This window comes from Microbacterium marinum (assembly GCF_014204835.1).
GTDB classification, from domain to species: domain Bacteria; phylum Actinomycetota; class Actinomycetes; order Actinomycetales; family Microbacteriaceae; genus Microbacterium; species Microbacterium marinum.
Map to the genome: position 1 here is coordinate 1,578,279 of NZ_JACHMD010000001.1, position 24,543 is coordinate 1,602,821.

The following is a 24,543-nucleotide window of genomic DNA, read 5'->3' on the forward strand; positions in this document are numbered from 1 at the left end:
CCGGGGAACACCCGGGGCGGGAGTGGGTCGTGACCACACGAGCACCTGAGAAGCAGCGTCACATCGATTCGGTCGCGGAGGCGGCCGCCGACCAGGATCTGCGCACCTATGTGCTGGATACGTCGGTGCTATTGAGCGATCCGCGTGCACTGTTCCGGTTCGCCGAGCACTCGGTCGTGCTCCCGGTCGTCGTCGTGACGGAACTGGAGGGCAAGCGGCACGATCCCGAGATCGGCTACTTCGCCCGCCAGGCCCTGCGTCACCTCGACGAACTGCGCGTCGAGCACGGCCGGCTGGACTTCCCCGTCCCTGTCGGCGACGGCGGCACGCTCCGCGTCGAACTCACCAACACCGACGCCAGCGTGCTCCCTGCTGGCATGCGCCTGGGTGACAACGACACCCGCATCCTGTCCGTGGCGATGCACCTGAACCAGAACGGCCAGTCGGTCACCGTGGTCTCGAAAGACCTCCCGATGCGCGTCAAGGCGGCATCCCTCGGCCTGAATGCCGAGGAGTACCTCGCCGAACAGGCTGTGGACTCCGGCTGGACCGGCATCGCGTCGATCGACGTCTCGGGCGACGACGTCAGCGACCTCTACGACAGCGAGATCGGCCTCAGCGAGGACGTGCGCGGACTGCCCGTCAACACCGGTCTCGTCATCCACTCCGAGCGGGGCTCGGCCCTCGGCCGCGTCACCGGCAACGGGAGCTACAAGCTCGTCCGCGGTGACCGCGACGTGTTCGGCCTGCACGGTCGCTCCGCAGAGCAGCGCATCGCGATCGACCTGCTCCTCGACCCCGAGGTCGGGATCGTGTCGCTCGGGGGCCGGGCGGGCACGGGCAAGTCCGCCCTCGCCCTCTGCGCGGGCCTTCAGGCCGTGCTCGAGCAGCAGCAGCAGAAGAAGATCATCGTCTTCCGTCCGCTGTACGCAGTCGGCGGCCAGGACCTCGGATTCCTCCCCGGCGATCAGGGCGAGAAGATGAACCCGTGGGGTCAGGCGGTGTTCGACACCCTCGGGTCCGTCGTCTCGGGCAACGTCCTCGAAGAGGTCGTCGCCCGCGGGATGCTCGAGGTGATGCCGCTGACCCACATCCGCGGCCGCTCACTCCACGACGCGTTCGTGATCGTCGACGAAGCCCAGTCCCTCGAGCGGAACGTCCTGCTGACGGTGCTCAGCCGCATCGGCCAGAACTCGCGCGTCGTGCTCACTCACGACGTGGGCCAGCGCGACAACCTGCGGGTCGGCCGCCACGACGGCATCGCCTCGGTGATCGAGACGCTCAAGGGCCACGGCCTCTTCGGCCACGTCACGCTGACGCGCTCCGAGCGCTCCGCCATCGCGGCGCTCGTCACCGACCTGCTCGAGGCCGGCGAGCTCAGCTGACACCCGAAACGCGAACGGCCCCCGACTGGCGTGTCGGGGGCCGTTCGCGTGTGCCGTCGTGCTCAGTCCCAGCGGTAGCCCTCGCCGCGGACGGTCGCGATGTGGTCGGGGCCGAGCTTCGCGCGCAGGTACCGGACGTACACGTCGACGACGTTCGACCCGGGGTCGAACTCGAGGCCCCAGACGCGGCTGAGGAGCACCTCGCGGGTGAGGACTTCGCCCGGATGCCGCAGGAACTGCTCCGCCAACGCGAACTCCCGCGCCGAGAGGTCCACGTCGCGCCCACCCACCGTCGCGCGGCGCGCGAGGATGTCGAGCACCACCGACCCCCGGGAGAGCATCACCGGTGCACTGGCGACGGTCTCGCGGAGCCGCGACCGCACGCGCGCCATCAGCTCGGCGACCGCGAACGGCTTCGGAACGTAGTCGCTCGCCCCGGCATCCAGGCCCTCGATCGTGTCGCTCGTGCCGCTCCTGGCCGTGAGCATGATCACCGGGATGCCGACCCCCGCCGCCCGCAGGTTCCGGAGCACCTCGAAGCCGTTCATGCTCGGCAGGCCTACGTCGAGCACCATCAGGTCGACGTCGCCGGCGAGGGCGAGATCGAGGGCCTCGGGCCCGTCTTCGGCGCCGACGGCGTCGAACCCCTCCGCCCGGACGGCGCGGGTGACGAGCGAGACGATGTGGGGCTCGTCGTCGACGATGAGGATGCGGGTCATTCGGTGGCCTCTCGCTGAAGGAGGACATCGCCGGCGCGGATGGGGGACGGGAGCGCCCCCCGCGTGCCGATCGGGATCTCAAGGGTGAACGTAGCACCGCCGCCGGGGGTGTCCGCGACCGTGCAATGACCGCCGTGCGCTTTCGCGATGGCATCCACGATGGCAAGGCCCAGCCCCGACCCGCCGACGTGACGCTTCCCCTGTCCGCGGTCGAACCTGCGGAAGATCCGATGGCGCAGTGACGGCGGGATGCCGGGGCCGTGATCGCGCACCCAGAGCTGGGCGCCGGCGGCGTGGACCGCGCTGCCGATCTCGATGGACGAGTCGGTGGGCGAGTACTTCGCCGCGTTGTCCGCCAGCTGCAGCCACGCCTGCAGCAGCCGGTCGCCGTCGGCGCGGATCACCGCGTGGGCGGTCTGCTCGATCGCCCAGCCGTGGTCGCCGATGACGGCCACCATCTCCGCGACGCGCTGTGTGAGCACCGCCACGTCGACGTCGCCGTACGACAGCTGCCCGCCCTCCACCGCGGCCAGGACGTCGATGTCCCCGATGAGCCGGGTCATCCGGTCGAGCTCCGCGATCCCGAGGTCGCGGATACCCGCGACGTCCTCGGGATCGTCGGCATCCATCACCTCGAGGTGACCGCGCACGATCGTGATCGGCGTCTTCAGCTCGTGGCGTACGTCGTCGAGCAGCCGCCGCTGCGCCTCGAACGCGCTCTCCGCGGCATCGCGCGCGTCGGCATCGTCCTCGGGACGCCGTTCGAGCACCGCCCACGCGACGACGCCGATGCTCACCAGAGCGACCGCCGAGGCCAGCACCCACGCGAGCGCGACCCAGCCCGCCGCTTCGGGGGCGATGAGCAGCACCACGACGAGCGCCGCCGCACCCACAGCGATCAGGCCGGCACCGGAAACGGCGAGGAGGACCCCCAGTCCCGGTGCGGCCCGGCGCGGAGCGTCGGCGGCGCTGTTCACCGGCTGATCATCACCCGGGGTGCGTCATGGAGAGCAGGTCGAGCTTCTCGTCGAGCTGCTGCTCCGTGAGCTCGCCGCGCTCGACGTAGCCCAGTGCGATCACGGCGTCGCGGACGGTGATGCCCTCCGCGACCGAGTACTTCGCGATCTTCGCGGCTGCCTCGTAGCCGATGAGCTTGTTGAGCGGGGTCACGATCGACGGCGACATGCCGGCGTAGGCGGCGGCCCGCTCGACGTTCGCCTGCAGGCCGTCGACCGTCTTGTCCGCGAGCACCCGCATGGCGTTGGAGAGCAGCCGGATCGACTCCAGCAGGGCGGTGCCCATGACCGGGATCGCCACGTTCAGCTCGAACGACCCCGACGCGCCGGCCCACGCGACGGTCGCGTCGTTGCCGATGACCCGGGCGGCGACCATGAGGGTCGCCTCGGGGACGACCGGGTTGACCTTGCCGGGCATGATCGACGAACCCGGCTGCAGGTCGGGGATGTGCAGCTCGCCGAGACCCGTGTTGGGTCCCGATCCCATCCAGCGGATGTCGTTGTTGATCTTCGTCAGCGAGACGGCGATCGTCCGGAGCGCGCCCGACGCCTCGACGAGCCCGTCGCGGTTCGCCTGCGCCTCGAAGTGGTCTTTCGCCTCGGTGATCGGCAGTTCGGTGTCCGACGCGAGCAGCTCGATCACCTTCTGCGGGAATCCGAGCGGCGTGTTGATGCCCGTGCCGACGGCCGTGCCGCCGAGGGGGACCTCGCCCACGCGGGGGAGGACCGCCTGCACACGCTCGATGCCGAGGCGCATCTGACGGGCGTAGCCGCCGAACTCCTGGCCGAGGGTGACCGGCGTGGCATCCATCAGATGGGTACGCCCGCTCTTGACGACGCTCTTCCACTCCTCGGCCTTCGCCTCGAGGGCGACAGCGAGGTGGTCGAGCGCCGGGATCAGGTCGTCGATCAGCGCCTGGGTGACGGCGATGTGCACCGAGGTGGGGAAGACGTCGTTCGAGGACTGCGACGCGTTGACGTGGTCGTTCGGGTGCACCGTCGCACCGAGCTTCTGCGTCGCGAGCGTCGCGAGGACCTCGTTCATGTTCATGTTCGAGGATGTGCCCGAGCCGGTCTGGTACGTGTCGACCGGGAAGTGCTCGTCGTAACGGCCCGTCACGACCTCGTCGGCCGCCCACGCGATCGCGTCGGCGATCGCGCCGTCGAGGGTGCCGAGGTCCTTGTTCGCCAGCGCCGCGGCCTTCTTGATCCGGGCGAGCGCGGCGATCTGCGTCGATTCGAGCCCGCTCCCCGAGATGGGGAAGTTCTCGACGGCGCGCTGGGTCTGCGCGGCGTACAGCGCGTCCTTGGGGACCCGCACCTCACCCATCGTGTCGTGTTCGATCCGGTACTCGGTCGGTTCAGCCATGTCGTGCACGTCCTCGTTTCTGGTGACTGGTCAGTTCTGGGCGTCGGTCAGGCCGACGACGACATCGGGGATCGCGGTGCCGTCCGCGAGGCGATAGTTCGCACCCACGATCGCGAGGCGGTTCTCGGCGACCGCTTCGGTGATGAGTTCGGATGCGCGGAGGATGCCCGCGACGGTGTCGCGGAGGTGCTCGCGTCCGACCGCCTCCGCGTCGACCGACTCGGCCGTGGTGCCGTCGGTCGCCTTCAGCACGCGGCGGACCGCGGGCACGATCGGTGCGACCTGCCGCCAGATGTTCGCCGGCAGTGCGGGGGCGTCGGCGCCGGTCGAATCGATCGCGGCACGCACCGCACCGCACTCGTCGTGGCCGAGCACGACGATGAGCGGCACCTGGAGCACGGCGACCGCGTACTCGAGGCTGCCGATGACCGAGTCCGAGACGACCTGGCCGGCATTTCGGACCACGAACAGATCACCGAGGCCCTCGTCGAAGATGATCTCGGCGGCCAGGCGCGAGTCGGAGCACCCGAACAGCGCGGCTGTCGGACGCTGCACGTGGGCGAGCTCGTGGCGGCGCTCGGCGTCCTGGCGAGGGTGTCGCGGCTCGCCCGCGACGAAGCGGCGATTGCCCTCGAGCATCGCGTTCCAGACGCCGGTGGGGGTGGTGGTCGTGCTCATCGGAGCTCCTCTCGAAGGTCGCGGATCTGCTCGCCGAGGCCGGAGGCGGCCTCGGCCGCGGCATCCGCATCAGTGGCGCCGTAGATCAGGATCGTGTCGGTGCCGGCGCTCGTCGCCAGCCCGTAGGAGATGTTGTCGACGGGGGAGGCGAGGTCGTATTCGTCCCACTCGATGCCGTCGATCGTGACGGTGCCCGTCGGCGCGAAGCCACCCAGCTCGCGTGCCACCCAGTCCTCGGCGGCGTCGAACGCCTGCGAGACACGCACAAACCCGGTCGCCGGCGCATAGACGACGCGCCAGACCCCGCCCTCGATGCGGGCCGAGTTCGTCCGCCACTGTTCGGGCGCGTCGGGGATGATCACCGCGTGCCCGACCGTCTCGACCGCCGCCGCTGCGGCGACGTCGACGTCGACGGGTTCGGGCGGCTCGGGCGTGCCGCGGGGGACGCCGAAGTACACCACGGCGACGATCGCGACGCACACGATGAGGGCCGCGATGAGGTTGCGGAACGTCTTGCTCGACCGATACCGCTGCGAGGCGGCCGCCTTGCGCGCCGCCGTCTCGTCGGCGGTCTCGGGTCGGCCGAGTTCGGCGACGATACGCTGGCGTGCCATCAGGACGACGCCCCGTCGGACGGGCGGGCCTCATCGAGACGGCGCTTCGCGCCCAGCAGCCACTCCTCGCACCGCGCGGCGAGGGCCTCACCGCGCGTCCACAGCGAGAGGGACTGCTCGAGCGTCGGCGCACCCTGCTCGAGCTGCGCGACCACCTGTACGAGCTCGTCGCGGGCCTGTTCGAAGGTGAGGCTCGACACGTCGGCGGCGTCGCTGGTCATGGTGTCCATCCTAAGTCGGCGTCCCCGGCTGTCCCGACTCCGGGATCTCGCCCTCGGAGCGCGCGGCGAACGAACCGCGCGCGACCGTCACCGCGACCTGCGAGCCCGCAGGCGCTTGAGCGGCATCGCGCACGATGACGCCGTCGGCGAGGTGGGCGATGGCGTAACCGCGGTCCAGGGTCGCCCCGGGGGACAGCGCCCGCAGCGACGCGCGCAGCTCGGCGGTCGTGCGCGCCGCGGCATCCCAGCTCCGGCGGACGACCTCGCGGCCGCGCGAGGTGAGCGAGAACAGCTCCTGCGAGCGGTTCGTGAGGAGGGATGCCGGGTCGCGCAGCACCGGACGGGAGCGGAGCTGCTCGAGGGCGTGGATGTCGTGCGCGACGCGCTGCGTGAGACGCGTCCGCGCCCGGGACCGGAGCTGCTGGACGAGCGCGCGCTGCTCCGACACATCCGGGACGACGCGCTTTGCGGCATCCGTCGGGGTCGAGGCGCGCAAATCGGCGACGTCATCGAGCAGCGGGTGGTCGTTCTCGTGACCGATGGCCGAGACGATGGGGGTGGATGCCGCGGCCACCGCCCGCAGCAGGCGCTCGTCGCTGAAGCCGAGCAGGGTCTGCGGGTCACCGCCGCCGCGGGCGATGACGATGACGTCGACCTCGGGGTCGGCGTCGAGCGTGGCGAGGGCGGCGATGGTCTCGGGCACGCAGCGGTCGCCCTGCACCGCGGCGTGGACGGTGCGGAACCGCACGTGCGGCCACCGCAGCTCGGCGTTGCGGTGCACGTCCTTCTCGGCGTCGCTGCGCTCTCCGGTGATGAGGCCGATCACGTGCGGGAGGAAGGGGAGGGGCTTCTTGCGTGCCGGGTCGAACAGGCCCTCGGCGCGGAGGGTGGCGCGCAGCTTCTCGAGTCGAGCCAGCTGATCGCCGAGTCCGGTGTGCCGCATCGCCGACACGGTGAAGCTGAAATCGCCGGTCTTCACGAAGTAGTCGGGCTTCACGCACGCGACGACACGGTCGCCGACGGCGAGGTCATCGGGCGTGCGCTGCAGGGTCGACGACCACATCCGGAACGACAGCATCCCTTCGCCCCCGGCGTCTTTCAGTCGACCGAACACGTGGCCGCCGCGCAGATTCCACGCCGTGATCTCGGCTTCCACCCACACCGCGCCCCACTTCTGCACGAAGTCGCGGATCGTCTCGTTCAGGCGGGAGACGGAGGTCGGGGACTCGGGCGACGAGTCGCGAGGGTGGACGGCGTCGGGAGGCGCGGGTTGCCCGGGTTGGCCGGGAGCGGTCTGGAAGCTCGTCACGGACACCCATCTTGGCGCACACGTCCCACACCCAGGCGCGTGTTCGTAGAATCGAGGGGTGACCAATACTGCCGTCTCGCTGCCGATGCCCCGGATCCCCGGAGCCCGCGGACGGCTCGTCGACCTCCCCGTCGCCGGCCGCAAGCGCGTTCTCCTCGCCGCGCCCCGCGGATACTGCGCAGGCGTGGACCGCGCCGTCATCGCCGTGGAGAAGGCCCTGCAGCGCTACGGCGCTCCCGTGTACGTCCGCAAGCAGATCGTGCACAACATTCACGTCGTCACCGAACTCGAGTCGCAGGGCGCGATCTTCGTCGACGAGGTCGACGAAGTGCCCGAGGGTGCGCACATCGTCTTCAGCGCGCACGGCGTCTCACCGGCCGTCGTCAACGCGGCATCCGATCGGGGACTTCAAGCGATCGACGCCACCTGCCCGCTCGTGACCAAGGTGCACCGCGAGGCGGTCCGATTCGCGCGCGACGACTTCGAGATCCTCCTCATCGGCCACGACGGACACGAAGAGGTCGAAGGCACGGCGGGCGAGGCGCCCGACCACGTCACCGTCGTGAACTCGCCCGACGAGGCCGACACCGTCGTGGTGAAGGACCCGAACAAGGTCGTCTGGCTCTCGCAGACCACGCTCTCCGTCGACGAGACCATGGACACCGTGCGCCGTCTTCGCGAGCGCTTCCCGAACCTGCAGGACCCGCCCAGCGACGATATCTGCTACGCCACCCAGAACCGTCAGGTGGCCATCAAGAAGGTCGCTCAGGATGCCGATCTCGTCATCGTCGTCGGGTCGGCGAACTCGTCGAACAGCGTCCGTCTCGTCGAGGTCGCCCTCGAATACGGAGCGAAGGCCGCCTACCGGGTCGACTACTCGAGCGAGATCCAGCAGGAGTGGCTCGAGGGTGTCGAGACCGTGGGAGTGACGTCGGGAGCCTCGGTGCCCGAGGTCCTCGTCCAGGAGGTGCTCGCCGACCTCGCCGGCGCCGGCTACGCCGACGTGGCGGAGGTCAAGACGGCGGAGGAGGATCTGATGTTCTCCCTCCCCAAGGAGCTGCGCCAGGACATCGCCGGTCGTCGTGACGACCGCGCGCTCGGAGGCCGGAACCGCTCGTGAGCGACCCCCGGCCCCGTCCGCAGTACGGGGAGTACGCCACCCCGGAAGAGCAGCGCGCGGCGATCCGTCATCCCGCACCGGATGCCGCGCCGGCGGCATCCGACCACCCGCACCCGCCCACCGCTCCCGCCACGACCGTCGCCGCCCAGCCCACCCGCACGGCCGACCGGGTCATCACCGTCCTGCTCCTGGTCTACGGCCTGATCACCGTGATCAGCGCCGTGCCGCAGCTCGTCGACTTCACCGCCTTCGCGGAGACCTGGATGCAGGTTGCCGGAGTGGACGGCGAGTTCACGAACTCCGCGCAGGGCAGGGTGTGGGGCACGGTCGGCGCGTGCGTGTACGCCGGCGGCTGGATCGTCACCGCGCTGCTGTCGTGGCTGTCGCTCTCGCGACGACGGATCAGCTGGTGGATCCCGCTCGTGGGCGCCATCGTCACCTTCCTGATCGTGAGCGTCTGCCTCGTGGTCCCGCTCCTCGGAGACCCGGCCGTGGGGGCGTACTTCCAGTCGGGCGGATGAGCGCCTGACCTTTCGCGCACCGCCGCGTGCGCGGTTGGAGCGTTCCATTTCGCGCTGATACCCTGTGCGATGCGCGGTGATCCCCTCGCGCGCTGATCGAGGAGGAATCGCCGTGGCGCGCTCCACCACCCGGCTCGGCTGGTCCGCGGGCATCGCCGTGCTGTCGCTGGTCATCTCGATGTCCGTCGGAACGTCGGCCGTCGCCGCATCGCCGCAGGCCACGCCCACCGCGACTCCGAAGGCCACGGCCAGCCCGAAGCCGACACCGACACCGACGCCCACACGTACCGCGACGCCGACACCGACACCGAAGCCGACCGCGACGCCGACGCCGACCCCCACGCCGACCTCGAAGACGTTCACCACGGCGCCGAGGCCGACGATCTCGGGGACCGTTCGCTTCGGAAGCACCCTGACGGCCAAGCCCGGCACCTGGAAGCCGACGGCGACACTGACGTACCAGTGGCGGCTCTCGGGCACCGCCGTGAAGGGTGCGACGAAGAGCACCTGGACCCTTCCTGCGTCGGCGGTCGGGAAGACCGTGACGGTCTCGGTGACGGGCAAGCGCACCGGCTACACGACCAAGACGATGACGTCGTCCGCGACAGCCAAGGTCGCAGCCGCCACGCTGACGCCCGCGACACCGAAGATCAGCGGCCAGCCCTCCGTCGGTCGCGTCCTCACGGCGACGCCGGGGGCATGGGGTCCGACACCCGTCGTGCTCAGCTACCAGTGGCTCCGCTCCGGCGTTGCCATCTCGGGCGCCACGGCGCGGACGTACACCCCGACGACGGCCGATCGGGACAAACCGATCAGCGTGCGCGTCACGGCGATGAAGAGCGGTTACGCGAGCGCCAGCCGCACCTCCGCCGCCGTCACGATCGGTCTGCCGTTCGTCACGGCGTCGCCGGCGACGATCTCCGGTACGCCGGACGTCGGGAAGAAGCTGACCGCGAAAGTCGGGGCGTGGGATCCGCGTGACGCGACCCTCACGCACCAGTGGTACCGCGGGTCGACCCCGATCACCGGCGCGACGGCACTGACCTACACACTCGTCCGCGCAGACGCGGGCCAGCGGCTCACCGTGCGGACCACGGGGACGAAGAAGGGCTACACGAAGACCACCGTGATCAGCTCGGTCGTCACCGTGCGCAAGATCCTCACGGTGCCCTCCTCGATCTCTCAGACCGGTACGCCGACGGTCGGTTCCACGTTGACCGCCGTCGCCGGGTCCTGGGGTCCCTCGCCCGTCACCCTGCGCTACCGGTGGCTCCGCGACGGCGAGCCCATCGCGGGAGCGACCGCGAAGACGTACACGCTCACCGACGCGGACGGCGGGACGGCCGTCTCGGTGCGCATCGCCGGGTCGAAGAGCGATTACACGTCGGCATCCCGGACGTCCCGCTCGGTGGCGGTGAAGTGGACCTTCTCCGCCACGCCCACCCCGAGTGTCACCGGAACCGCATCATCCGGTCGCACCCTCACCGCGACGACCGGTTCCTGGAAGCCCGCCCCGACGCTGCGCTACCAGTGGCGCGTCGACGGCAAGGCGATCGCCGGCGCGACCCAGGCAACCTGGTCCGTCCCGACGTGGGCTGCAGGACGGACCATCAGCGTCTCGGTCACGGCCTCGAAGGCCGACTACGTCACCGTCACGAAGACGTCGTCCACACGTACCGTGTCGAAATCCCTCGGCTCGACGATCCGGCCCGGAACGTCCCTCCGCGTCGGCACGTACCTCGCGTCATCCGACGGCGTCTACCGATTCGGGCCGCTCGGCGACGGGAACGTGGCTCTGACGAAGAATGCGGTGCCGCTTCGCACCTCGCGCACCACGGGCACGATCGAACCGCTTCTCCAGTTCACCGCTGACGGCGACCTGGTGCTGTTCGACGGAGACGGAACCATCGTCTGGACGAGCGGTACGGCGGGCTCCGGCGCCGACACCCTGTCGCTCGCCAAAGACGGCATCCTTTCCCTCCGGACGCCGGATGGCACGGTCGTCTGGACCAGCGCCAAGATGGCCGCGTTCTCCGACTCGACGGCGGCCACCGCCTCGACTGCGGGACGATACGGCTGGGCGTATCCGATCCGGCCGAACGGCACCTTCACCACGTACTCCGGGCACAGCGGCGACGACATCGCCGCCGCGAAGGGGACGCCCATCTACGCGATGCGCGGTGGGAAAGTCGTGACCCGCAAGATCTGGATCAAGTCGGGATGTCCGTCCTGGGCGCCGAACGACACCCTTCAGTGGGAAGTCGAGATCACCTCGACCATCGACGGCACGAAGTTCGTCCAGGTGTACGCACACCTGAGCAAGTTCTCGGTGTCCAACGGTGCCACCGTGAAGGCGGGGCAGAAGATCGGGGAGGTCGGGTCGACGGGCTGCTCGACCGGGCCGCACCTCCACACGGCGTTCACCGTCGACGGCGTGCGGTACGCCCTCTACCCCCGCGACGTGCTCGGCGTCTCGTCCTACTGAGCAGACACGAGAAGGGGCCCCGGTGATCCACCGGGGCCCCTTCTCGTGAGGTCAGGCTGCGAGCGACTTGCCCGCCGAGCCCAGCTGCTGGGTGGCGGCGACGACGCGCTCGGCCATGGCCGACTCGGCGACTTTGCCCCAGGCGCGGGGGTCGTACTGCTTCTTGTTGCCGACCTCGCCGTCGATCTTCAGCACGCCCTCGTAGTTGGCGAACATGAAGCCCGCGACCGAGCGGGTGAAGGCGTACTGCGTGTCGGTGTCGATGTTCATCTTCACGACGCCGTTGCTGACGGCCAGGGCGATCTCGTCGTCGCTCGATCCGCTGCCGCCGTGGAAGACGAGGTCGAGGGGCTTGGGGCCGGTGCCGAAGTGTGCGGCGATGCCCTCCTGGATCTCGCCGAGCAGCTCGGGGCGGAGCTTCACGCCGCCGGGCTTGTAGACGCCGTGAACGTTGCCGAAGGTCAGCGCGGAGATGTAGCGGCCGTTCTCACCCAGTCCGAGGGCCTCCACGGCCTTGGTCACATCGGCGACGGTCGTGTACAGCGCGTCGTTCGATCCTTCGTGCTGGACACCGTCCTCTTCGCCGCCGACGACGCCGACCTCGATCTCGAGGATCGCGTTGATGTTCTTGAGGCGGGGGAGCAGGTCCTTCGCGATCTCGATGTTCTCATCGAGCGGCACCGCGGAACCGTCCCACATGTGGGACTGGAAGATCGGGTTGCGCCCGGCGCGGACCTCTTCTTCGGAGGCCTCGATGAGGGGCAGAACGAACCCGGGGAGCGCGTCCTTCGGGCAGTGGTCGGTGTGGAGGGCGACCGTGATCGGGTAGTTCTTGGCGACCTCGGTGACGTACTTCGCGAAGGCGAGGGCGCCGGTGGCGCGGCCCTTGACGGTGTGGCCGGCGAAGTAGTCAGCGCCTCCGGTGGTGACCTGAAGGATGCCGTCGGATCCTGCCTCGGTCAGGCCCTGGAGGACGGAGTTGATCGTCTGCGAGCTCGAGACGTTGATCGCGGGGTAGGCGAAGCCGCCCGCCTTCGCGCGGTCCAGCATGTCGGCGTACTGGTCGGGGGTGGCGACGGGCATGAGTGTGCTCCTCGGGAGTGTCCGGTGATTCATCGCCACTCTATCGAAGCCGTGCCGGTGTCCGCGGTGGTCGACGGATGCCGCGTGGGTCAGCCGGCCTTCGCGGGTGTCAAGAACGGCGATTCTTTCTGGTTCGCGTGACCGGAACAGCAAGGGACGTGAGGACGCGCGCCCCTAGGCTGAGCAGCATGGTGAGCCTGACTGCCGACATGAGTCCTCTGCACCCCGACCGCAACCTCGCTCTCGAGCTGGTGCGGGCGACCGAGGCCGCGGCGATCCGCTCCGTGCCGTTCATCGGCCGTGGCAAGAAGGAGCTCGCCGACGGGGCCGCCGTTGACGCGATGCGCGCGTTCTTGACCACCGTCAACTTCGACGGCGTCATCGTGATCGGTGAAGGCGAGAAGGACAACGCGCCGATGCTCTTCAACGGCGAGCGGGTCGGTACGGGCAGGGGACCCCAGGCCGACATCGCCGTGGACCCGATCGACGGGACCACACTGACCGCGGAGGGACGCAACAACGCCCTCTCGGTGATCGCTGTCGCAGACCGCGGTGCCATGCTCGACGCGTCGACCGTGTTCTACATGGACAAGATCGTCACCGGCCCGGCGGGCGTCGGTGTGGTCGACATCCGACTCCCGATCGCGGAGAACATCAACCGACTGGCTCGGGCGCTCGGCAAGCCCGTCGATGAGCTGGTGGTCTCGGTGCTGAACCGACCGCGCCACGCACGTCTCATCGAGGAGATCCGCGAGGCCGGCGCGGGCACGCGTCTGATGAGTGACGGCGACGTCGCCGGCGGCATCAATGCCGCCCGACACAACGCCCGCACCGACATGTGCGTGGGTGTGGGAGGCAGCCCGGAGGGCATCGTGACGGCGTGCGCGATCAAGGCTCTCGGCGGCCACATCCAGGGCCGTCTGTGGCCGCGCGACGACGACGAGAAGCAGCGGGGGATCGATGCCGGTCTCCGCCTGGATGATCACGTCTACGAGGCGGACGACATGGTCCGCGGGAACAACACGATCTTCGTGGCGACGGGTGTGACCAACGGTGAACTCGTCGCCGGTGTGCGCCGCGAAGGTGATTTCGTGTACACCGAGAGCGTCGTCCTGCGCGGCGCTTCTGGAACCCTTCGGCGGATCTCCTCCGAGCACCTCACCTCGAAGTGGCTGTGACCGGCCGCACTCGGTGACGCCGCGGAGCGCGCGGACACGCGCTGAAATCGGGTGTCCGAGGCCAGGCGCGCGCGCTCTGGCACAATGGGCTGTGGTGTCAGCGTCCCGGCACTGATCGATTCGCGTCAGGAGTGGTAATGCCCGCAGCATCCAGCGATCCCCGCACGGGTCAGCTCTCGCTCACCGGCCAGCTGCCCGCGACTCCGACCGGACAGATCCCCGTGGTGACGGGCCAGATCCCGATCGCGGTGGACCGTCCGGCGACCACGGGGCAGATCTCGCTTGCGAATGATCCGGCGCGTCGGCCAGATGTGCTGCTGCGTCGCCGCATGCCCCCCGGGCACCAGATCAGCGCGTGGTGGATGATCGGCGCGTTCCTCGGTGTGTCCGTGGCCACCATCGCCCTCATGAACTTCTTCCCGTTCTGACGTCCGGGTCGCCGATTCGATCCCGGAGGCTCCCGAGGTCTGCGGTCACGGTGGTCGCGTCGCTGATGTCCTCAGTCAGCGACTCTGACCCCAGCAGTTCCGGTGCCGTGAGGCGGCGCGGCGCATTCGTGACGGTGCGCGGCGCGGCGACGGACTCGAGTTTGGTGTCGTCGATCCCCGGGAAGCGTCGGGCGCTGACGAGCACGCGGCTCTCCAGCGAGCCGGCGAACTTGTTGTAGCTGTCGACGGTGCGTTCGATGGCGCGGCGCAGGTCGTCGGCGTGCCCGGCGAGCGACCCGAGCCGCTGGTACAGCTCGTTGCCGAGCTGGAAGAGCCGCTTCGCCTCATCGGAGACGTCTTGCTGCGTCCACGTGAAGGCGACGGTCTTGAGCACCGCCCAGAGGTTCACCGGCGACGCGAGTGCGACGCGACGGCCGAAGGCGTACTCGAGCAGCGCGGGGTCTTCTTCGAGCGCGGCTGCGAGCAGCGATTCGCTGGGGATGAAGCAGACGACGAACTCGGGGCTCGTGTCGAGGCCTGACCAGTACTGCTTCTTCGCGAGGGCGTCGACATGCGCACGCACGGCGCGGACGTGCTGCGCGAGCAACTGCTTGCGGCGTGCACCCGCGTCGCCGGTCGCGGTGACCGGAATCTCGGCGGCCTCGAGGTACGCGTCGAGCGGCACCTTCGCGTCGACCGCGAGCGCCTTGTCGCCGGGGAGGCGCACCACCAGGTCGGGCCGACCGGCACCGGCATCCGAGGTGATCGAGGTCTGCGTCTCGAAGTCGACGTACCGCGTGAGGCCGGCCGACTCGACGATGCGTCGCAGTTGTGTCTCGCCCCACACGCCCCGGGCGCTACCCGAGCGCAGTGCGCCGGCGAGCGACTCGGTCGTCGCGCGCAGTGCCTCATCGGACTCGTGGGAGCGGCGGAGCTGTTCGGCGAGTGAACCGTACTGCTCCTGCCGGTCGCGCTCGAGGTGCTCGACCTTCTGCTGCATCGAGGTGAGCGACTCCTGCACGGGCGCGAGGGCGCGCAGCAGCAGCTGCTCGCGTCGGTCGCGCTCGTCGCGCGCGGCCTGCTCGGTGCGGGCCTGTGCGGCGAAGTCGCGTTGCAGTGTGCGCTGCTGCTCGAGCTGCGTCTCGAGTGCGGTGCGGCTCGAGTCGGCGGCGGCGAGGCGTGCAGTCAGCTGTTCACGGCGCGCAGCGGCGCGAGCCCATGACGCCGCCCAGCCGGCCAGGAACCCGGCGGCGACGCAGAGTGCGGCGAGGGCGATCACGAGTGCGGCATCCATGTGCACCATGGTGACGGGAGCCGCCGACATCGGCCGGCGCGGCGCGCGGTCAGGCGGCGACGTCGGCCCCTGCGGGTGCGGACGGCTCGGCGGGCGCGGACACGACCATCTGCGGGATCCGCAGACCGAGGAGCATCGCGAGCTCGACGACGTCGGTCGCGCCGGCGCGGGCGGCTGCATCGATGACGATGAGTGCACACGCGAGTGCGTCGGCCGTCGCGTCGTGGTGCGCGAAGTCGAGGTGCCCGACCGCGGCGGCGACGGCGGGCAGGCGGTACGACGGCAGCTCGTACGTCTTGCGCGAGACCTGCACGCTGCACAGCGAACGCGCCGCGGGCGGCGTCAGGTCGGTGACCTCGCAGGCCGTGCGGAGCACGCGCATGTCGAAGCCGGCGTTGTGGGCGACCAGCACGTCGTCGCCGAGGAACGCGAGCAGTCGCGGGTACTGCTCCGCCCAGGTCGGGGCGTCTGCGACGTCGGCTTCGGTGATTCCGTGGATGCCGGTGTTGATCTCGAAGAAGCGGTCGTGCCCGGCCGGCGGGCGGATGAGCCAGCCCTCGGATGCCACGACGCGACCGTCCCGCACGCGGGCCAGTCCCACGGCGCACGCCGACGCGTTGGAGGAGTTCGCCGTCTCGAAGTCGATCGCGGTGAAGTCCAGGGGCATGCCTCCACCCTCGCGGCATCCGCGCACGGCAGGAGCAGGCGCGCCGCGTAGACTCGAGTCCCGTGGCTCTCACCATCGGAATCGTCGGACTGCCCAATGTCGGCAAGTCCACCCTCTTCAACGCGCTGACCAAGAACGACGTGCTCGCGGCGAACTACCCGTTCGCGACGATCGAGCCGAACGTCGGCGTCGTGAACCTGCCCGACCCGCGGCTCGAGAAGCTCGCCGAGATCTTCTCCAGCGAGCGCATCCTGCCCGCAACGGTGTCGTTCGTCGACATCGCCGGCATCGTGCGCGGCGCGAGCGAGGGGGAGGGGCTCGGCAACAAGTTCCTCGCGAACATCCGCGAGGCGGACGCCATCGCGCAGGTCGTGCGCGGGTTCGCCGATGACGACGTCGTGCACGTCGACGGCGCGGTCAACCCGAAGAACGATATGGAGACCATCAACGCCGAGCTGCAGCTCGCCGACCTCGAGACGCTCGAGAAGGCGATCACCCGGTACGAGAAGGAAGTCCGCGGCAAGAAGCTCGACCCCTCGGTGCTCGAGGCGGCGAAGGCTGCCCAGGAGGCGCTGCAGCGCGGCGAGCTGCTGTCGGCGTCGGGGATCGACCTGAGCCCGATCCGAGAGCTGGGGCTGCTGAGCGCCAAACCGTTCATCTTCGTCTTCAACGTCGATGAGGCGGTGCTGACGGATGCCGCACGCAAGGCCGAGCTCGCCGCCCTCGTCGCGCCCGCGCAGGCGGTGTTCCTCGACGCGAAGATCGAGTCTGAGCTCACCGATCTCGACCCGGAGGATGCCGCTGAACTGCTGGCATCCACCGGGCAGGACGAGTCGGGGCTGGACCAGCTCGCCCGCGTGGGCTTCGACACGCTCGGCCTGCAGACCTACCTCACCGCGGGTCCGAAGGAGTCGCGCGCCTGGACGATCGAGAAGGGCTGGAAGGCGCCGCAGGCCGCGGGCGTCATCCACACCGACTTCGAGAAGGGCTTCATCAAGGCCGAGGTGATCTCGTTCGACGACCTCGTCGAGACGGGTTCGGTCATCGAGGCCCGAGCCAAGGGCAAGGCCCGCCTCGAGGGCAAGGACTACGTCATGCAGGACGGCGACGTCGTGGAGTTCCGCTTCAACAACTGAGGTCGCGTGCCCGCGAGCTCGCCCGGACGTCACCCCTCGATGCCGGGCGCGGGATCGCCGGTCACTCCGTCGATCACCGTGCGGTCGCCGAGAGGCGCGTCGAGGGGGATGCGAAGGCTGTCCTGGCATTCCTCACCCGAGGCGCGCGCCGTGGACGTCACGGAGATGGTGACCGTGTCGGCGTCCTCGACGACCGTGGCCTCGGGATCACCATTGCACGTGTCGACGTAGACGATCTGGAGCTCGCCGCCGTTGGCCCACCCGACGATGGGCTGCGGCCCGCGTTCATCGACCGGCGTCGACGATCCGCAGCCGGTGGCGAGCGCGACGAGAACGACGCCCACCAGGGCGATTCCCTCTGATCTCCGACGCCATCTGAGTGCCATGCGATCTACTTCCGAGAGATCCAGACGCTCTCGGTGATCATCTCCCGCATCTCGCCACCCAGCCGGTCGCTGCTGGTGGTGACGGCAACGCCGGGGCGGATGCCGACGGACACGCCGTGCAATCCGCAGGACGTGCTGTCCCAGCCGCCGTCGCGGACGAGGGAAAGACAGAGCACTTCGTCGTCTTCGGCGCCACGCGCGAGGTAGACGTCGTACCCTTCCGCGCCTCCGATGTACCGAAGGGATGCCGCGTCGAGCGCGTCCTCCGATGACTCCACCACGACCTCTGGTCGATCTGCGGGCACCTGAACCCGATCGAACTCCGGCATTGCGGTCGACGAGCATCCGGTCGCTGTGAGCGCGATGACAGCGAGCAGGAACAGGGCTGGTCGCCGAGCGTGCGTCATGACGCCAATGTATGGGCAAGGCGAGGGACTCGTCATCCCGGAGATTGCTCCGAGACCGTAGTGCGCATGTAACGATCCGGCCCCTGCCGGACAATACGAGGTATGGGGGACACCGAGCTGTGGCGACGGGTCGTGGGCGACGACGATGAGCGCGCGCTCGCCGAGCTCTACGAGCTCCACGTCGATCGGGTCTTCCGGCACGCGGTACGGCTCGCCGGAGACCGACGCGATGCAGAGGATGCCACGGCGGTCGCCTTCTTCGAACTGTGGCGCGAGCGCGAGCGCGTCAGAACCGTCGAAGGGTCGCCGCTCCCGTGGCTGCTCGTCACGACGGCCAACGCGCTTCGGAACCTCAGCCGTGCATCAGCGAGATACCGGAAGCTCCTCGACACACTTCCGCGCAGCGAGCCGGTCAGGTCGGTTGCCGAGGAGATCTCCGAGCGTGACTCCGTCAAAACGATGCTCGCACCCCTCGACCGAATCGATCGGCAGCTCGTCGTCCTCTCCGTCCTGGAGGGATTCTCGTCCAGCGAGGCAGGCGAAGCACTCGGCATCAGCGCAGGTGCCGCCCGCACACGACTCACGCGAGCTCGCGCGCGCATTCGTGCGCACCTGGGCACTCCGGATGCTGCGCAGGAGGGAACCGCATGAACGCTCAGGACATCGACTCATCCTTCCGATCCGCACTCCGAGAGCAACTGATTGCTCACGCGCGGAAGCCCGTGACACGGATCACGACTCGGTTGGCACTCGTGGGCGGTCTCACTCTCGCCCTGGTAGCGGGCGGGGGCCTCGCCGTGGCGGGCGTCATCGGGGCGCTCCCCGGAGGCGAGGACAAGACGGTCATCGGAGAATCCCGCTCCCATGACGGCATTGGCACCCAGACGGTGGTGCTCGACCCCGTCCCTCGCGCCGCGAACAAGATCCGCGTCGAGTTGACCTGTCTCAGCGCCGGCACCTTCGAATTCCCGGCGAATGCGGGGTCGATGGGGTGCGACACGGACGACGTCGGCCAAGCGGGTGACTGGGCTTCCGTCGAGATCCCGCTCGCGGACGTTGACGGCGAGGTGACTGTCACCGCGAGTTCGGGGGAACGGTGGCGTGTGACCATCACCTTCCTCAACGCCGTACGGATGCCGCTCGGTGTGAACGCCAACGGCGACTCGTACGGCGTTGGCGGTGGTCCCGAGGGGGAGCCTGACCTCGTCGCCGTCGTCGCTGACAACGGACATGAGGGGTACGTCTACGCCGCTGAGCTCGCCGACGCGGATGGCACGACGGCGGGACAGTCCTTTCGCACGCCGGCGGATGCGCTCGAGTGGCAGGAGCGTCAGAGAGGTGTTCGGCACGTGGTGCCGGTCTACCTCGAAGACGGTGAGACGAAGATCGGCGAGTACACCATCGGATGAGACGCAGGGCGGATCCCGCGGCGGGAACTCAGTTCAGCTCAGAGCAGCCGGCGCTCCGACGCCCAGGCGGTCAGTTCGTGGCGCGACGAGAGCTGCAGCTTCCGCAGCACCGCCGACACGTGCGTCTCGACCGTCTTGATCGAGATGAACAGCGACGACGCCACCTCCTTGTAGGCGTAGCCGCGGGCAATGAGACGCATCACCTCCTGCTCACGCGCCGACAGACGGTCGAGCTCGTCGTCGACCGCCGCGGTCTCGCCGGCCGCTGCGCCGAACGCGTCGAGCACGAACCCGGCCAGGCGTGGTGAGAACACCGCATCGCCGCCGGCGACGGCGTGCGCGGCCCGACTCACCTCCGCGCCCGACGATCCTTTCGTGATGTAGCCGCGAGCGCCGGCGCGGATCACGCGGACGACGTCCTCGGCGGCATCCGACACACTCAACGCGAGAAAGCGTGCGCCCGGCGACGGCGCGGCACGGATGACATCCTCGCCACCGGTCGCATCGGCACCACTCCCTCCCGGCAGGTGCACGTCGAGCAGCACCACGTCGGGGTGAGTCGACGCGATCGTCTCGATGGCCGTGGGGACGTCGGATGCCTCGCCGACGATCTCCACCGACTCGGCGAGGTCCGCCCGGAGTCCGGAGCGGAAGATCGAATGGTCGTCGACGATCACGACGCGGATGCTGTCACTCACCTGCGCCTCCGACCGTCGACCCGAACTGGAGATGAACCTCAGTGCCGGCCTCGGACGAGGTCACCGTGGCGGAGCCACCCGCACGCCTCATCCGTCCGATGATCGACTCCCGCACGCCCAGCCGGTCGCCGCGGACGGCATCGACGTCGAACCCTTCACCACGGTCGCGGATGAACACGTCGACTCCGGACGGGCGTCCCTCGATGAACACTGACACATCACCTCCGGCGTGACGCGCAGCGTTCAGCATCGCCTCGCGCGCGGCCGCGGCGATCTCGCCGCTCGCGCGCTCCGATGACATGCCCGCCGAGACCACCTCGACGCGCACCGGATAGTCGAGTTCGAGCGCGCCGCCGAAGTCGCGGAGGTCCGTCGGCAGATCACTGTCGGCCGGCTGATCGCCGTCGTACAACCACGCTCGCAGCTCGCGCTCCTGCGCCCGCGCGAGTCGCGCGACTTCGCTCGATGCCCCGCTGCGGTTCTGGATGAGGGCGAGCGTCTGCAGCACTGAGTCGTGCAGATGAGCCGCCATCTCGGCCCGATGCTCTTCGCGGATGCGGGTGATGCGCTCGTGCGAGAGCTCCCGAAGCTTCACGATGACGTTCGTCGATGCGAGCGCGACCACGCCCGCGACCGGCAGCAGCGCAATGAGGAGCTCGAGTCGGGTCATCGGGTACCCGTCGAGGAGGCCGATGAACGTGACGACGAGCGCCCCCGCCGCGGTCCCGCGGACGGTGAGCGCGTGCCGAGCGCCGCGCGCCCTGTCTACACGATCGACCAGCGCGGCCCAGGTTCCGGCCGCGACCGCGAGTGTCACCGTCGAGACGACGACGACCACGAGGAAGATCGGTAAGTCGCGGACGATCGGGGGAACCGCGAGCGACCACGACAGCGCGTACGGGTCCCGCGTCGCCGGGATGAGCGCGATGAGGCCTGCTCCTGTCGCGGCGAGCAGCAACCACGCGACGGGCACCGAGCGGGTGATCGTGTCGGATCCGGATTCCCGCGGCGTCACCGCCCACAACCATGCATAGAGGAGCACGCCCGCGCCGCCGAGAAGACCCAGCACGACGAAGAGCGCGCGGACGACGTCGACGGGTGCGCCGAGGTGTCGGGCGAGACCGGCGCTCACGCCCGACACCGCACACGCACGGGGGAGTGCCAGAGGGACGCGGAGCGATGCCGGCCGCTTCGGGCGCACCGGGCGTGGCGGAACAGCGGCGAGCACACCAGCAGAGGTCGACATGCCGCAATCAAACCACCGCTTCGACGGCCCGCGAGCTGCCAGCGGACCGAATCAGGGTCGAGTCAGGGGATCACCCCATCGCGGCCGATGCGTCGGTCGGCGGACGATGAATGCATGACGAACACCACCGCCGCGCCGCCGGCACCGCCGAGGCCGCACCGCGCCACCGAGCGATTCTTCGCGTGGGTCGCTCGCCTCGATCTCGTGCGTGGATACGGCTGGGTCGGGGGCGTCGCCGTCGGCATCGCCGCGCGCATCGGCATCGACGTGCTCGTTGTCCGCGGCGTGCTCATCGTCGTCGGCCTCTTCGGCTTCCCGGCGCTCTTCCTCTACGGCGTCGCGTGGGCGGTGCTCCCCGACGCGAAGGACCGTGTGCCATTGCGCGACGCGCTCGAGGGGCGCCTCGCATCCGCGCACGCCGGGATCGTGGCGGCGCTGCTGCTCGGACTCCTGCCCGCTCCGGTCGCCGTGATCTTGGGAACGACAGGGCGCCTGAGCGGCGGAGACGGTTGGGGTGTCGTCGCTGCCCTCTGGACACTGTTCCTGATCATCCTCACCATCGCCTTCATCGCGATCATCGTCCGCGCCGCCACCCGCGCCGGACTCACACCCTCCGAGACTGCACCGCGAACGGCTTCCGCCGCGGTCTCGGACGCGCCCGCAACGCTGGTCGACACGGGCACGACCCAGCGCGCGGACGCCACCGGGACGGATGTCGCCAGCTTCGCGGCATCCGTCCCCCTCACACCACCGCCAACGCCGGATCGAGCGGACGAGCTTGAAGAGTGGAAGGCGCAGCACGCCGCCTGGCGGGTGCAGGAAGACGCGTGGCGGCGAGAGCAGCAGGACATCGCCCGCGTCGCGCGCGATGAAGCGCGCGCGGAGCGCCAGGTGCACGCCGAGCAGTTCGCCGCCGAGGCTGCTGAGCGCCGTCGGGTGCGGCGCCTCACGAAGCCGCGGACACCCGCGGCCTACGTCGTCACGACGGTCGGCATCGCCGTCATCGTCGGTGCCGTCGTCGGTCTGGGGGAGCGGTTCGACGTTGCCCTGGCGCGGGGTGCTTTCGCTGCGCTCGCCGTCATCGCCGCGGCCCTGGTGGTCGCCGGCGCGCTGCGCTGGCGGAGTGGGTTCCTCGCGTTCGTCGCCGTTGTGACCCTGACCGTCGGGGTGGCCGCGACTGCGGTGCCGGTGCGCGACAGTCTGCGCATCGGCTCGTACGGGGTCTCGAACCTCGTGGGCTCGTCAGACGGTCCTGTTCGGCAGCTCGTCGGTGACCTGTCCGTGTACCTCGATCCCGAGGGCGAGAGCGGATCGCTCGAGATCGAGAAGCGTGTGGGGACGACGTGGATCTGGGTCGAGCCCGGGGTCGAACTCCGGCTCACGGCAGACATCGCCGATACGGTCGGGATCTGGCTCAACGAGGACGATACGTCCGAGTACTTCCTCGGCGATGACCCGCGCGCCACGACGATCTCCGCTGAGGACGGCCGCCAGCGCGTCTCCGCGACGCTGGTCTCGGGGGACCGGACGACCGCGGTGCAGACCATCGACCTCAGCCAGGACGCAGGGTCGATCATCATTCGGATCACGCCGCCGAGGGGCGACGCAGCAGACAGGGCGGGCAACTGATGACCGACGAAACGACCGAGCTCCTCGACATCACCGAAGTGGATGCGGCGTCGCTGGCCGAACCGCTGGCGCGTGCGAGGGTGCGCTGGGCGGGCATTGTGTGGGGGCTGGTGCTCCTCACGTGCGCGGCCGGCGGACTCTGGCTCGTCTCCGGTGCGGACGCCATCGAGGCGGTGCAGGACTGGCTGTTCGAGCTCCAGCCGAGCGCCGCGATCGCCTACGTGCTGCTCGTGATCGGCGCGTTTGTCCTCGTCTGCGGCCTCATCGGCCTCCTCCGCCGCGCTCAGCGAACCCGCGAGCGGGGCTGAGGCGCACCTACTCGCAGACAACGCCGTCCAGCGGGAGGAGCGTCACCGGGCCTTCGCTGAGGCTGAGCGGTTCCAGCGGGCTTCGGAGGAAGAATCGGAGTTCGACGTGGTGTTCGTCAGCGGATGCCGCGTACTCGCCGGTCGTGAACGGTGCGTACCAGTCGTCCGTGTGAAAGCGTTCGAGCTCTTCGAGCACGAGTCCCTCGCGGCGGTAGATCGTGCCGAATCCACCGCCCTCGCCGACCACGTACGGCGACCGGCAGTTCGCAATCTTCACCTCGACGAGCGGGTTCGGCGCGACGAGCATCGTGATGAACCCGACGACCACGCACGCGGCGGCCGGAACGAGCGCCAGTAACGCCAGCGCTCCGCGCAGGGTCAACGCCAACACCGTCACCGCGATCATCACCACAAGGGCTGCGACGACGGCGGCATACGTCCCTTCGATGCCCAGGACGTCGAGGCTGCGACGCCCCGCCGCGAAGGCCGCGACTGTGGCGATGAGCCCGATGCTGAGGATGATTGCGCCGACGCACATCCACCGGGTCCAGATACGCCCGCGCTCCGCGGGCGACATCTCTTCCGCCGACTCGTCCGGCATGAAGTCGGGGAGGAACGATCTTGGACGCGCAGCCATCGCCTCGATTCTTGGTCGGTCATCTATCGAAAGTCAATAGATGCGAAATGGATGCCGCGGCGAGGTCGGGCCGCCACGGCATCCGTGCGCCGGGGTCAGGCGGCAGTCACCGACGCGCTCCAGGTGACGCCGAATCGGTCGGTGAGCATGCCGAAGCCGGCGCTCCACGTCGAGGCGGCGAGCGGTTCGACGATCGCCGCTCCGACGGCGAGTGCGTCCCAGTAGCTCTGCAGCTCCTCGAGCGAATCGGCGCCCAGCGAGACGAAGACGGCCTGGTCGGTGATGGTCGTGTGCTGCTCTCGGCGGGTCGACCCGGCCCCGACGACGCCGCCTCCGAACCCGCCCGGCACGTCGTACCCGGCGATGCGGAAGCCGTTCTCGGCGGCGACGAGTCCGAACACGACGTTGTCGGCGCCGGGAGCTTCGGCCGGCATGCCGAACTCGGCGTAGGTGTTGACGACGACGTGGCCGCCGAACACCGAGCCGTAGAAGTCGAGCGCCGCGCGGGCGTCGCCGCGGAAGTTCAGGTGGGTGGTGGTCTGGATGGCCATTGTGTGCTCCTTCATCAATTCCGGCCTGTGTGACCGTAGACCCAGCGTC

The 24,543-nt window shown here is 69.6% G+C and carries 27 protein-coding genes; 11 read left to right on the forward strand and 16 right to left on the reverse strand.

The features are described from left to right. The first annotated feature begins 29 nt into the window (after positions 1-29). Positions 30-1,385, forward strand: a complete 1,356-nt coding sequence (gene phoH2 / locus BKA24_RS07570) for an RNA 5'-3' helicase PhoH2 (RefSeq protein WP_184216671.1) — start codon at positions 30-32, stop codon at positions 1,383-1,385. 62 nt (positions 1,386-1,447) lie between these two features. Here the strand turns inward: phoH2 and BKA24_RS07575 are convergent, their stop codons facing one another. Genes BKA24_RS07575 through xseA form a run of 7 tightly spaced genes read right to left on the reverse strand, consistent with a single transcriptional unit; the run spans position 1,448 to position 7,311 of the window. Beyond that, on the reverse strand, positions 1,448-2,104 hold the full coding sequence (locus BKA24_RS07575; RefSeq protein WP_184216673.1) for a response regulator transcription factor: 657 nt from the start codon (positions 2,102-2,104) through the stop codon (positions 1,448-1,450). Then, positions 2,101-3,081 (reverse strand): ATP-binding protein, encoded by a 981-nt coding sequence (locus BKA24_RS07580; protein ID WP_184216675.1) that lies wholly within the window; start codon positions 3,079-3,081, stop codon positions 2,101-2,103. Before BKA24_RS07580 ends, BKA24_RS07575 begins: the two co-directional genes overlap by 4 nt. A 10-nt stretch (positions 3,082-3,091) precedes the next feature. Further along, positions 3,092-4,489 carry a class II fumarate hydratase gene (locus BKA24_RS07585; RefSeq protein WP_184216677.1) on the reverse strand — a complete coding sequence of 466 codons (1,398 nt, stop codon included), beginning with the start codon at positions 4,487-4,489 and terminating at the stop codon, positions 3,092-3,094. A gap of 30 nt (positions 4,490-4,519) precedes the next feature. Further along, a complete protein-coding gene (locus BKA24_RS07590; RefSeq protein ID WP_184216679.1) occupies positions 4,520-5,167 on the reverse strand; it encodes a carbonic anhydrase in 648 nt (215 codons plus the stop codon). Further along, positions 5,164-5,781, reverse strand: a complete 618-nt coding sequence (locus BKA24_RS07595) for a DUF4245 family protein (protein WP_184216681.1) — start codon at positions 5,779-5,781, stop codon at positions 5,164-5,166. The genes BKA24_RS07590 and BKA24_RS07595 overlap by 4 nt, the downstream gene beginning before the upstream one ends. Beyond that, the gene (locus BKA24_RS07600; protein ID WP_246367055.1) at positions 5,781-6,002 is read right to left on the reverse strand and encodes an exodeoxyribonuclease VII small subunit; all 222 of its coding nucleotides are present in this window, start codon (positions 6,000-6,002) and stop codon (positions 5,781-5,783) included. Before BKA24_RS07600 ends, BKA24_RS07595 begins: the two co-directional genes overlap by 1 nt. Before the next feature lie 10 nt (positions 6,003-6,012). Further along, entirely contained in the window at positions 6,013-7,311 is a 1,299-nt protein-coding gene (xseA, locus tag BKA24_RS07605) for an exodeoxyribonuclease VII large subunit (protein ID WP_184216685.1), read from the reverse strand. Positions 7,312-7,396: 85 nt separating this feature from the next. Between xseA and BKA24_RS07610 the strand changes: the two genes are divergently transcribed. The 3 genes from BKA24_RS07610 (at position 7,397) to BKA24_RS15925 (ending at position 11,437) form a co-directional block, all read left to right on the forward strand. Next, a complete protein-coding gene (locus BKA24_RS07610; protein WP_184220594.1) occupies positions 7,397-8,431 on the forward strand; it encodes a 4-hydroxy-3-methylbut-2-enyl diphosphate reductase in 1,035 nt (344 codons plus the stop codon). Next, complete coding sequence (locus tag BKA24_RS07615; RefSeq protein ID WP_184216687.1) at positions 8,428-8,952, forward strand: DUF6264 family protein; 525 nt, start codon at positions 8,428-8,430, stop codon at positions 8,950-8,952. The genes BKA24_RS07610 and BKA24_RS07615 overlap by 4 nt, the downstream gene beginning before the upstream one ends. A 112-nt stretch (positions 8,953-9,064) precedes the next feature. Beyond that, entirely contained in the window at positions 9,065-11,437 is a 2,373-nt protein-coding gene (locus BKA24_RS15925) for a peptidoglycan DD-metalloendopeptidase family protein (protein ID WP_184216689.1), read from the forward strand. 51 nt (positions 11,438-11,488) lie between these two features. Here the strand turns inward: BKA24_RS15925 and fbaA are convergent, their stop codons facing one another. Further along, entirely contained in the window at positions 11,489-12,520 is a 1,032-nt protein-coding gene (gene fbaA / locus BKA24_RS07625; RefSeq protein ID WP_184216692.1) for a class II fructose-bisphosphate aldolase, read from the reverse strand. A 188-nt stretch (positions 12,521-12,708) separates the two neighbouring features. On the opposite strand from fbaA, the gene glpX reads away from it, so the two are divergent. Continuing rightward, positions 12,709-13,698, forward strand: a complete 990-nt coding sequence (gene glpX, locus BKA24_RS07630) for a class II fructose-bisphosphatase (protein ID WP_184216694.1) — start codon at positions 12,709-12,711, stop codon at positions 13,696-13,698. Positions 13,699-13,835: 137 nt separating this feature from the next. After that, positions 13,836-14,126, forward strand: coding sequence for a hypothetical protein (locus BKA24_RS07635; protein ID WP_184216696.1), 291 nt, complete (start codon positions 13,836-13,838; stop codon positions 14,124-14,126). On the opposite strand, the gene BKA24_RS07640 is transcribed toward BKA24_RS07635, so the two are convergent. Further along, complete coding sequence (locus BKA24_RS07640) at positions 14,104-15,420, reverse strand: DNA recombination protein RmuC (protein WP_184216698.1); 1,317 nt, start codon at positions 15,418-15,420, stop codon at positions 14,104-14,106. The genes BKA24_RS07635 and BKA24_RS07640 overlap by 23 nt on opposite strands. Positions 15,421-15,469: 49 nt before the next feature. Continuing rightward, positions 15,470-16,087, reverse strand: coding sequence for a 3'-5' exonuclease (locus BKA24_RS07645; RefSeq protein ID WP_184216700.1), 618 nt, complete (start codon positions 16,085-16,087; stop codon positions 15,470-15,472). Between the two features lie 62 nt (positions 16,088-16,149). On the opposite strand from BKA24_RS07645, the gene ychF reads away from it, so the two are divergent. After that, entirely contained in the window at positions 16,150-17,223 is a 1,074-nt protein-coding gene (gene ychF / locus BKA24_RS07650; RefSeq protein ID WP_184216702.1) for a redox-regulated ATPase YchF, read from the forward strand. Between the two features lie 29 nt (positions 17,224-17,252). Here ychF and BKA24_RS07655 read toward each other — a convergent pair whose 3' ends face one another. Further along, entirely contained in the window at positions 17,253-17,609 is a 357-nt protein-coding gene (locus BKA24_RS07655; RefSeq protein ID WP_184216705.1) for a hypothetical protein, read from the reverse strand. Between the two features lie 5 nt (positions 17,610-17,614). Further along, positions 17,615-18,016, reverse strand: coding sequence for a hypothetical protein (locus BKA24_RS07660; RefSeq protein WP_184216707.1), 402 nt, complete (start codon positions 18,014-18,016; stop codon positions 17,615-17,617). Positions 18,017-18,118: 102 nt separating this feature from the next. Here BKA24_RS07660 and BKA24_RS07665 point away from each other — a divergent pair, with 102 nt between their 5' ends. Then, positions 18,119-18,667 carry an RNA polymerase sigma factor gene (locus tag BKA24_RS07665; RefSeq protein WP_184216709.1) on the forward strand — a complete coding sequence of 183 codons (549 nt, stop codon included), beginning with the start codon at positions 18,119-18,121 and terminating at the stop codon, positions 18,665-18,667. A gap of 71 nt (positions 18,668-18,738) precedes the next feature. After that, the gene (locus BKA24_RS07670) at positions 18,739-19,425 is read left to right on the forward strand and encodes a peptidase M56 family protein (RefSeq protein WP_184216711.1); all 687 of its coding nucleotides are present in this window, start codon (positions 18,739-18,741) and stop codon (positions 19,423-19,425) included. A 38-nt stretch (positions 19,426-19,463) separates the two neighbouring features. Here BKA24_RS07670 and BKA24_RS07675 read toward each other — a convergent pair whose 3' ends face one another. Both BKA24_RS07675 and BKA24_RS07680 read right to left on the reverse strand, forming a co-directional pair. Continuing rightward, positions 19,464-20,123 (reverse strand): LuxR C-terminal-related transcriptional regulator, encoded by a 660-nt coding sequence (locus BKA24_RS07675; protein ID WP_184216713.1) that lies wholly within the window; start codon positions 20,121-20,123, stop codon positions 19,464-19,466. Next, positions 20,116-21,369 (reverse strand): ATP-binding protein, encoded by a 1,254-nt coding sequence (locus BKA24_RS07680; protein WP_184216715.1) that lies wholly within the window; start codon positions 21,367-21,369, stop codon positions 20,116-20,118. Before BKA24_RS07680 ends, BKA24_RS07675 begins: the two co-directional genes overlap by 8 nt. Positions 21,370-21,483: 114 nt before the next feature. Here BKA24_RS07680 and BKA24_RS07685 point away from each other — a divergent pair, with 114 nt between their 5' ends. Both BKA24_RS07685 and BKA24_RS07690 read left to right on the forward strand, forming a co-directional pair. Next, positions 21,484-22,998 carry a PspC domain-containing protein gene (locus tag BKA24_RS07685; protein WP_184216717.1) on the forward strand — a complete coding sequence of 505 codons (1,515 nt, stop codon included), beginning with the start codon at positions 21,484-21,486 and terminating at the stop codon, positions 22,996-22,998. Continuing rightward, complete coding sequence (locus BKA24_RS07690; protein WP_184216719.1) at positions 22,998-23,306, forward strand: hypothetical protein; 309 nt, start codon at positions 22,998-23,000, stop codon at positions 23,304-23,306. Before BKA24_RS07685 ends, BKA24_RS07690 begins: the two co-directional genes overlap by 1 nt. A gap of 7 nt (positions 23,307-23,313) precedes the next feature. On the opposite strand, the gene BKA24_RS07695 is transcribed toward BKA24_RS07690, so the two are convergent. Together BKA24_RS07695 and BKA24_RS07700 are read right to left on the reverse strand one after the other, a co-directional pair. Further along, positions 23,314-23,943 carry a hypothetical protein gene (locus tag BKA24_RS07695; RefSeq protein WP_184216721.1) on the reverse strand — a complete coding sequence of 210 codons (630 nt, stop codon included), beginning with the start codon at positions 23,941-23,943 and terminating at the stop codon, positions 23,314-23,316. Positions 23,944-24,038: 95 nt separating this feature from the next. Then, the gene (locus tag BKA24_RS07700; RefSeq protein WP_184216723.1) at positions 24,039-24,494 is read right to left on the reverse strand and encodes a VOC family protein; all 456 of its coding nucleotides are present in this window, start codon (positions 24,492-24,494) and stop codon (positions 24,039-24,041) included. Positions 24,495-24,543: the final 49 nt, after the last annotated feature.